The organism is Dysgonomonas sp. 520 (genome assembly GCF_010501095.1).
Taxonomy (GTDB): domain Bacteria; phylum Bacteroidota; class Bacteroidia; order Bacteroidales; family Dysgonomonadaceae; genus QVMP01.
This window is the reverse complement of the sequence record NZ_QVMP01000025.1, coordinates 69036-76123: the sequence shown is the minus strand read 5'-3', so window position 1 is coordinate 76123 and position 7088 is coordinate 69036. Positions and strand designations below refer to the sequence as shown.

Annotated in this window: 7 protein-coding genes and 1 tRNA gene; 5 read left to right on the top strand and 3 right to left on the bottom strand. The window is 33.6% G+C overall.

Going from position 1 to position 7088, the window contains the following annotated elements; all coding sequences use genetic code 11:
- Positions 1-453: 453 nt before the first annotated feature.
- Positions 454-777, top strand: a complete 324-nt coding sequence (locus D0T56_RS14075; protein ID WP_163320800.1) for a hypothetical protein — start codon at positions 454-456, stop codon at positions 775-777.
- Positions 778-797: 20 nt separating this feature from the next.
- On the opposite strand, the gene D0T56_RS14070 is transcribed toward D0T56_RS14075, so the two are convergent.
- Entirely contained in the window at positions 798-1058 is a 261-nt protein-coding gene (locus D0T56_RS14070; protein WP_163320799.1) for a hypothetical protein, read from the bottom strand.
- Positions 1059-1305: 247 nt separating this feature from the next.
- Here D0T56_RS14070 and D0T56_RS14065 point away from each other — a divergent pair, with 247 nt between their 5' ends.
- The 3 genes from D0T56_RS14065 to D0T56_RS14060 all read left to right on the top strand — a co-directional run bounded on the left by D0T56_RS14065 (position 1306) and on the right by D0T56_RS14060 (position 4075).
- Entirely contained in the window at positions 1306-1932 is a 627-nt protein-coding gene (locus D0T56_RS14065) for a recombinase family protein (protein ID WP_163320798.1), read from the top strand.
- A 408-nt stretch (positions 1933-2340) separates the two neighbouring features.
- Positions 2341-2514 carry a hypothetical protein gene (locus tag D0T56_RS16615; protein ID WP_185153888.1) on the top strand — a complete coding sequence of 58 codons (174 nt, stop codon included), beginning with the start codon at positions 2341-2343 and terminating at the stop codon, positions 2512-2514.
- Positions 2495-4075 (top strand): recombinase family protein, encoded by a 1581-nt coding sequence (locus D0T56_RS14060; protein WP_163320802.1) that lies wholly within the window; start codon positions 2495-2497, stop codon positions 4073-4075. The genes D0T56_RS16615 and D0T56_RS14060 overlap by 20 nt, the downstream gene beginning before the upstream one ends.
- Here the strand turns inward: D0T56_RS14060 and D0T56_RS14055 are convergent.
- Positions 4035-4107: transfer RNA gene (locus D0T56_RS14055), tRNA-Met, on the bottom strand. The two genes, D0T56_RS14060 and D0T56_RS14055, sit on opposite strands and share 41 nt — an antisense overlap.
- A gap of 114 nt (positions 4108-4221) precedes the next feature.
- A complete protein-coding gene (locus D0T56_RS14050) occupies positions 4222-4980 on the bottom strand; it encodes a class I SAM-dependent methyltransferase (RefSeq protein WP_163320797.1) in 759 nt (252 codons plus the stop codon).
- Positions 4981-5269: 289 nt separating this feature from the next.
- Here D0T56_RS14050 and D0T56_RS14045 point away from each other — a divergent pair, with 289 nt between their 5' ends.
- A complete protein-coding gene (locus D0T56_RS14045; RefSeq protein ID WP_163320796.1) occupies positions 5270-7084 on the top strand; it encodes a POTRA domain-containing protein in 1815 nt (604 codons plus the stop codon).
- Positions 7085-7088 lie beyond the last annotated feature (4 nt).

Genomic DNA, 7088 nt, shown 5'->3' with positions numbered 1-7088 from the left:
ACTGTTAGTAGTTATTATATTAACAAACTGTATATCTTTGTACTTGAAACAAACTGATTATAAACCAAGCCCTTGTAAGGTCTTATGTAGGTTTCGTCGTTCTTTACTTCAAATGACTACTGATATACAGTCAGTTCTATATCATAAGGGTTCTCCCAAAAAGGTGAAGTATTTAATTATTATGATGCAGCAAGCAGCCGACCCTCTGACATGAAAGAGTGTTGGCATAAAGTTTTTATTGTAGATAACAATAATAGTACATCCTGTGTATTACGTCAAGTCTACGTAGTAAACAATAAAATTACAGAATACGCATTAGATTATAACGATTATCGCACTATAACTTCTTCAACTCCAATTACAGATTGTGTGGCTGTTATTACCATAAAAGAATATGGGGAGAAACCTTTGACAGTAATATTTTTAGAAGATATTTATAAAAAATAAATTACCATGAAAAAATCTATCTTTTGTTTGTTTATAATCTCTTTAGTTACTAATATTCAGGCTCAAAATGATGAAAATAATTTTATTTTTAAAAAATTTGATTGTCAGAATTGTAATAAAGGAGCACTAGATAAGTGCTATCAAAACTATAAAGAGAGAGGATTTCAAGTATGGGTTACGGTTCGTGGAGATAAAGTAGACCTGACTCAAAAAATTATTGATGATTTTCTTGATAAAGATGACATAAAGCAACTATGCATTGACACTTGGTATATTGTCAATAAATTGAGCCAGAATAACGCCTTACTCACATGCTCACTACAAAAATAGATATATTTTATTTATATCAACTATTTTGATTTAGATTTTGTTAGCAGAATGCTTTTCCTAATCCTACATTTCTTATTTTCATATATAGGATTGGTTATTTCATCAAAGTTATAGTTGTACAAACTTGATGCCTGTATGCCAATCATAGACTTATCAAAGTGTTCAAAAATAGCAGATATAGAGCCAAAGTAATAATCACTTTGAGTTATATCATTCTCTGGTGCATCAAAGAGGTGTACATGATATACTGTTATTGGTTTCTTTTCTTTCTTATCATTCATAATAGATATAAGTTTGTACCATTATTTATAATTCTCTCATAAAATTACATATTAATATTTGATATAACTGTTATTTCAACCATTTTTAACACTCTATTATTTGATATATCATATATAACAACTATATTTGTGCTGTAATAATGGAACAAATTTGGTGGGGATGTGAAATCCTGTTCTCCTTGAAATCTGGTAAAACTTTAATGCAGTAGCAGGATGGAGCACCCCCACTTTAATAAAAAAAATAGTTATGTGTAGAGTGTGTATTTATTGTAGGGTTAGTTCAACTAATGGGACACAGGACTATCAAAGACAAATCAATGATTTAACTTTTTATGCAAGTCAAAACAACTATGAAGTGGTTAAAGTATTTGCAGAAAAGGTTTCTGGTGCAAAGAATAATGCAGATAGACCAGAGTTATTGAAAATGATTGATTTTGTTAATTCTAACGAAGTAGAAAAAGTATTAGTCTGTGAGTTAAGCAGGTTGGGAAGAAATACCTTAGAGGTGTTGAAAACGATTGAAATTCTTAACCAAAACAAAATATCTTTATATATACAGAATTATAACATTGAAACCTTGACACCAACGAAAGAAATCAATCCCATGTCTCAATTCTTAATCACCATACTTGCGGAGGTGGCACGTATGGAGCGCAAAACCATCAGGGAAAGAGTTGAATCTGGTTATAAGAACCACTTGGCTAATGGTGGGCGTGTTGGTCGAAAAATTGGTTACAGAAAAGATAATGAAATAATGAAAAACCAGTATTCAGAAGATATAAAACTATTGAAGAAAGGTTATTCCCTTAGAAACATCCAGAAAATTACAGGTACAAGCTTAAACACACTGCAAAAGGTCAAACAACTAATATAGGGGGGGGATCCGTGATCCTTGCTTTACGTATCTCGCCTCCTGACATAATAATGAGACTGTACCTTAATAGGGGGTATGGTCCTATTTAAAATCTAAGCCCTCAAAATTTTTCTAAAATATTTTTTAGTTAAAGAATAACAAAAATTCACACTGCAATTCACTTTCGTTAAAATTAGCTTTGATTTGTTAATAAAAATATATAGATTTGTATTATAAGATTAAAATAGAAGGACTTATGGATAAATAAATATTGTTAATTCTCTTACCAATCTAATAGCAATGATAGTATTGTTTGGTGGATGATCCTATGCATACTTTATCTGATTGAGCAATGAAAACAGGATCTTGCTTTAGATAAAGGACAACAAGAACTAATCTCTTGGTAAATAAGAAATAACACATTTAAAGATGTTTAGTGATGAAGAATTTAAAGTATATCAAAGTGATTTTGAGAAAATAGGTTTTGGGCAAAGCCAAGAGGATATGAAATCTATATTAGATTTTCTGTATTCGTTTGGTGTTATTGCGTATGAGTATAATATAGGTAAAAAAGATTGTGAAAATGGGAAAGAAAAAGGTTAAAAGAAAGATTATAGAATATGCTAATCTTAAAGAAAAAGTGGCAGTGGTTTGGACAAGGGTTAGCACGAAAGAACAGGCTGATAATAATAACAGTCTTGAAATTCAAAAAAAAGAGTGTGAGTTATATGCCAAAAGAAACAATATTGAAATTGTAGAGTATTTTGGTGGTACAAATGAGAGTGCAAAGAAAGAGGGTAAACTATATCAGGAGATGATAGCAAAGGTTGCCAAAATGAAAGAGGTTAACATAATACTAGTATATAGTTTTGATAGGTTTTCAAGAGCAGGTGATGAAGGTATTCTCACTAAGAGATATTTGAAATCGAAAGGTATATATGTGGTGTCTATAACTCAAGCAACAGACCCAGACAACCCTGCTGGTGAGTTTATGGAAAATATACTATTCCTATTCAATCAGTTTGAAAATAATCTAAGAAAGGGTAAATGTGAAGCAGGGATGAAAGAATGTTTAGAAAAAGGTTATTGGTATGCCAGACCTCCAATGGGTTTTGATAAAAAGAAGGAAGGCAAAGAACATATTGTTACTGTCAATAAAACAGGGGAACTACTGAGGGAAGCTTTCTACTGGAAAGCCAAAGAAGGTTTAACTGATGTTCAAATTGTGGAAAGATTAAAGGCTCATGGTTTAAAAATATATAAGCAAAAACTAAGTGAGATTTTTCATAATCCTTTTTATTGTGGAAAAATTAAGCACGCATTATTAGGTGATACCATTATAGATGGGAAGCAAGAAATTTTAGCACCTGTGGATGTCTGGAATAAAGTTAATGGTATTGAGAGTAACATTGGTTACTCTCATGCTATTGAAACCCCTATGTACCCTCTAAAACGCCATGTCATTTGTGATAATTGTGGGTGTTATCTGACAGGTTATGAGGTAAAGACAAAAAGGTTACATTATTATAAGTGCAATACAAAGGGTTGTAAAAGCAATCATAACATTGTCAAGATACATGATGGTTATTCCTGTTTACTATCTGGATATACCATACCAGAAGAATTAATACCTATTACCAAAAAGGTTTTGACAAAGGTCTTTAAAGAAAGGAATGATAATCAATCCTGTTTACACAAGGAGTTATCCAAACAACTAACTGAATGTAATAACCAGATTAAAGATGTCAATGTAAAATGTGGAATGGGTTATATTACAACTGAGGTTTATGAGACCACTATATCTGTACTTAAGGACAAAAAAGCATCTATTGAGAATGAGTTGGAAAAATCGAAGGAAAATTTATCTAACCTACAAAAATTCATAGATTCAACATTGCAAATAGCTTGTAAATTAGGGGATTTATGGGTAAACTCAAATTTCAGTATTCAGCAAAAGTTACAGAGTTTAGTATTCCCAGAGGGAGTTATATATAATAAGGAGACTAATAGTTATCTAACCAAAAAGGTGAACTCAGTGTTCACCTTTGTCTCCAATATATCAGCATTTTACGAAATTCATAAAAACAAAAAAGAACCACTTTTCAGTGATTCTTTCAGTTTAGTTGCGGAGACCGGACTCGAACCGATGACCTCCAGGTTATGAGCCTGGCGAGCTACCAACTGCTCCACCCCGCGATATTTCGAATGCAAAGGTACGCTTTATTTTTTATCTTCCAAATATTTCGAAAACTATTTTGAAACTATTTATTCACCGCATACACTAAACACTACATAAACAGGCTGATAGTATTACGACAAAATTATATCCGGAATAGAATCCATCAGATATAAATACATATATTTATCACTTTCCACACCTTCCGCTACCGATTTTTCCCTGAACCGATATATAGGTTTAGGTAAGCTAAATGGCTTTCTCCGTATATTCAAGGGACGATAATCTCCGTTGTGAATATCATGATTTCGCCACGTTCTCGAATAGTTGGATACCAGCAAATATTTTGATCCACTCTTTTTGAAATTATTAAGTGCTTTAGCAACATTTTCGTAAGACAAATGCAGTAAGCAATCTTTACAGAAGATCATATCCACCTTAGGTAAATCATCTTTTGTGATGTCAAGAACCTGAAAATTAACCTTATCCGAAGCATACAACTGCTGATTGCTTTCAATAATCTCTGACACTATGTCTCCTCCTATATAGTTACATTTCAGATCCACCAACTTCATCCAGTTATAGTCGCCACAAGGGACATCTAACATCGATTCTATCCGGTATTTTTCAATAATCTGAGGCAGCTCTTCACGGACTGTTTTCGTGGCATCTATCGTAGAACCTCCCCCGGATACGGATTCTTCGGTATGCCACATATTTATCTTATAAATATCATCAAAAATATTGGTAGTATCACCAACCTTCGAACTGATAAAAGATGCGAAAGCGTCTTTGTCATATACATAACTCTTTCTTAATCTTATAATTTCTTCCGGTAGTTTCAAGTATAGTGTTTTTAGTGCGGCTCTGATTTTTGCTTTCACTGATTTCATTTCAAATTCTTTGTTTCTGGTTTATTGATACACATCTTATCACTTATCATTCATTGTCTTCCCAAGTGCAAAGGTATAGAATTTATTTGATTAAATATTACAAATAACCATCGTTAAGAAAAGATAGTAAAATGCTTGAAGCTCATCAACAAAATATGTGTAAATTTGTTTATTCTTAAAAGTTTTTGTTTGTTATGTCGTACTCAAAGAATCAGAATTGAAGTGTTATTCTCTAAATATTATCATCTATTGTTTAATTGCTATTGTATGGACTTTGTCTTTCGATGTTATGGCATCTATTTGCGATGAAAACACTCTCGATTCCGACTCTATCATTCAGGTTAAAGATACCGCCCATGTTTACGGACTGCCTAAAGAATATCAAGTCATAAAAAAGCAAACATCAAAAAACAGATGGACTAGAAAACTTTTCTCTATGATATTCCGGGAATCTTCTCCTCCTGACACAAAAAAACAAAACAGGGCCATTGTTGAAGATTATAAACCTTTTGAAGGAAAAATAATCCGAAATATCAATATAAATGTATTACCTCCCTTCGGAACAAATATAAACAACCCTTCGGAAAGGGGTGATGAGTTTAAAATCCTCAACAGTGCTCATGCCTCAACACGGGAAGCGACTATCAAAAACATAATTCAGTTTCGGCAAAACACACCGGTCAATGCTGCCACTGTGGCCACGTCGGAATCGCAACTCAGAAACACAGGATATATATACGATGCCCGCATTTTCATCGAACCGATGGCACATACGGAAGATTCGGTTGATGTGAACATCATTGTGCGGGATAAATGGACTATCGGGCTAAACCTTCATAGCTTGTCATCATCGAAAGTGAATCTCGAAATATTCGACCGGAATGTTTTAGGCACAGGCAGCAGGGTTGGGTTTGATTTCATATATTCGAACAAATACGACCGAAAATACGGGTTTGGAGGAAACTATGTGTATCAGAATTTTGCTAAAAAAAATATTGATCTATCCGGTAGTTATGTTGACAGAATAAAAGAATATGAAACAGAATTTGCCGCAACCCGAAATTTGCAACCCAAGCTAAATTACTTTGGCGAAATCAGTTATAAAAGAAGATTTCTACATCCCGAACGAATAGAGTGGGATTCAGTAACCCCCGACAGAAACCAACAATTCTCAATCACCGCAGGCAGGGCATTTACCCTGTCGAAAGAAAATGCAATCAGAAGAGTTGTTGTAGGATTGAGGTATAAAATGAAGATTCCGGAGTATAAAAATACTGTTTATAATGACTACATGCAAACTAATTTGGCTCCTTATAAATATACAAAAAACCAAATGCTGCTGATGCAACTGAGTTTGTATCAGAATTCGTATTTGCGCGAACATATGGTTTATAATTTTGGTAATACGGAAGATATACCTCAAGGATATAATCTCTCGATGCAATTGGGATACAGTCATTTCTCGAAGATTAAGGATGCGATGTACGGCTCCTTGAGTGCATCTTACGGAAGCAGTAAAATAATGAAAGGAAACCTATATGTTAAGTCGGAAATATCCTCATTCTTTGGCAATGGGAAACCTTTTGGAGGTGTCTTTAATTTCGACTCCAGATATTTCACACCTCTTTTTCGTTGGTCAGGATTGAGATTCAGGCAATTTTTCACCCTCAACTATTCAAAAATACTTCATGCCGACAGATATTTTGGCGACAAAATTTATATGGGCCAACACACTACTCTACCCATCAAAAACTGGAGAGATAGCAAGAGCGGATATGAGCAACTTTTGTTTAAATCAGAAACCGACCTGTTTTCCAATTACGAGATTCTGGGTTTTCGGTTCCTTTTCTATACATTTTTCGATATGGGTTGGATTAAATCGAAAGGAAATCTTTTCAATAGCGACAATATCAATTACGGAGCCGGGCTTGGCATTCGTCTGAGAAACAATTTTATCATATTCAATACAATAGACTTAAAAATAGGATATTACCCAAAATTGGAGCAAAGCGGTTTCAACAGCTTCTTCAAGATAAATTCGTCAACGCCCGACATTGCTCCTGATTTTGCTCCTTCGATACCGGAAGAAATAATGTTGGAATAATAGT

Coding starts and splice junctions, on each gene's coding strand:
- D0T56_RS14070 (WP_163320799.1), bottom strand. CDS start 1,058: ATGAATGATAAGAAAGAAAAGAAACCAATAACAGTATATCATGTACAC.
- D0T56_RS14075 (WP_163320800.1), top strand. CDS start 454: ATGAAAAAATCTATCTTTTGTTTGTTTATAATCTCTTTAGTTACTAAT.
- D0T56_RS14060 (WP_163320802.1), top strand. CDS start 2,495: ATGGGAAAGAAAAAGGTTAAAAGAAAGATTATAGAATATGCTAATCTT.
- D0T56_RS14050 (WP_163320797.1), bottom strand. CDS start 4,980: ATGAAATCAGTGAAAGCAAAAATCAGAGCCGCACTAAAAACACTATAC.
- D0T56_RS14065 (WP_163320798.1), top strand. CDS start 1,306: ATGTGTAGAGTGTGTATTTATTGTAGGGTTAGTTCAACTAATGGGACA.
- D0T56_RS14045 (WP_163320796.1), top strand. CDS start 5,270: ATGGCATCTATTTGCGATGAAAACACTCTCGATTCCGACTCTATCATT.
- D0T56_RS16615 (WP_185153888.1), top strand. CDS start 2,341: ATGTTTAGTGATGAAGAATTTAAAGTATATCAAAGTGATTTTGAGAAA.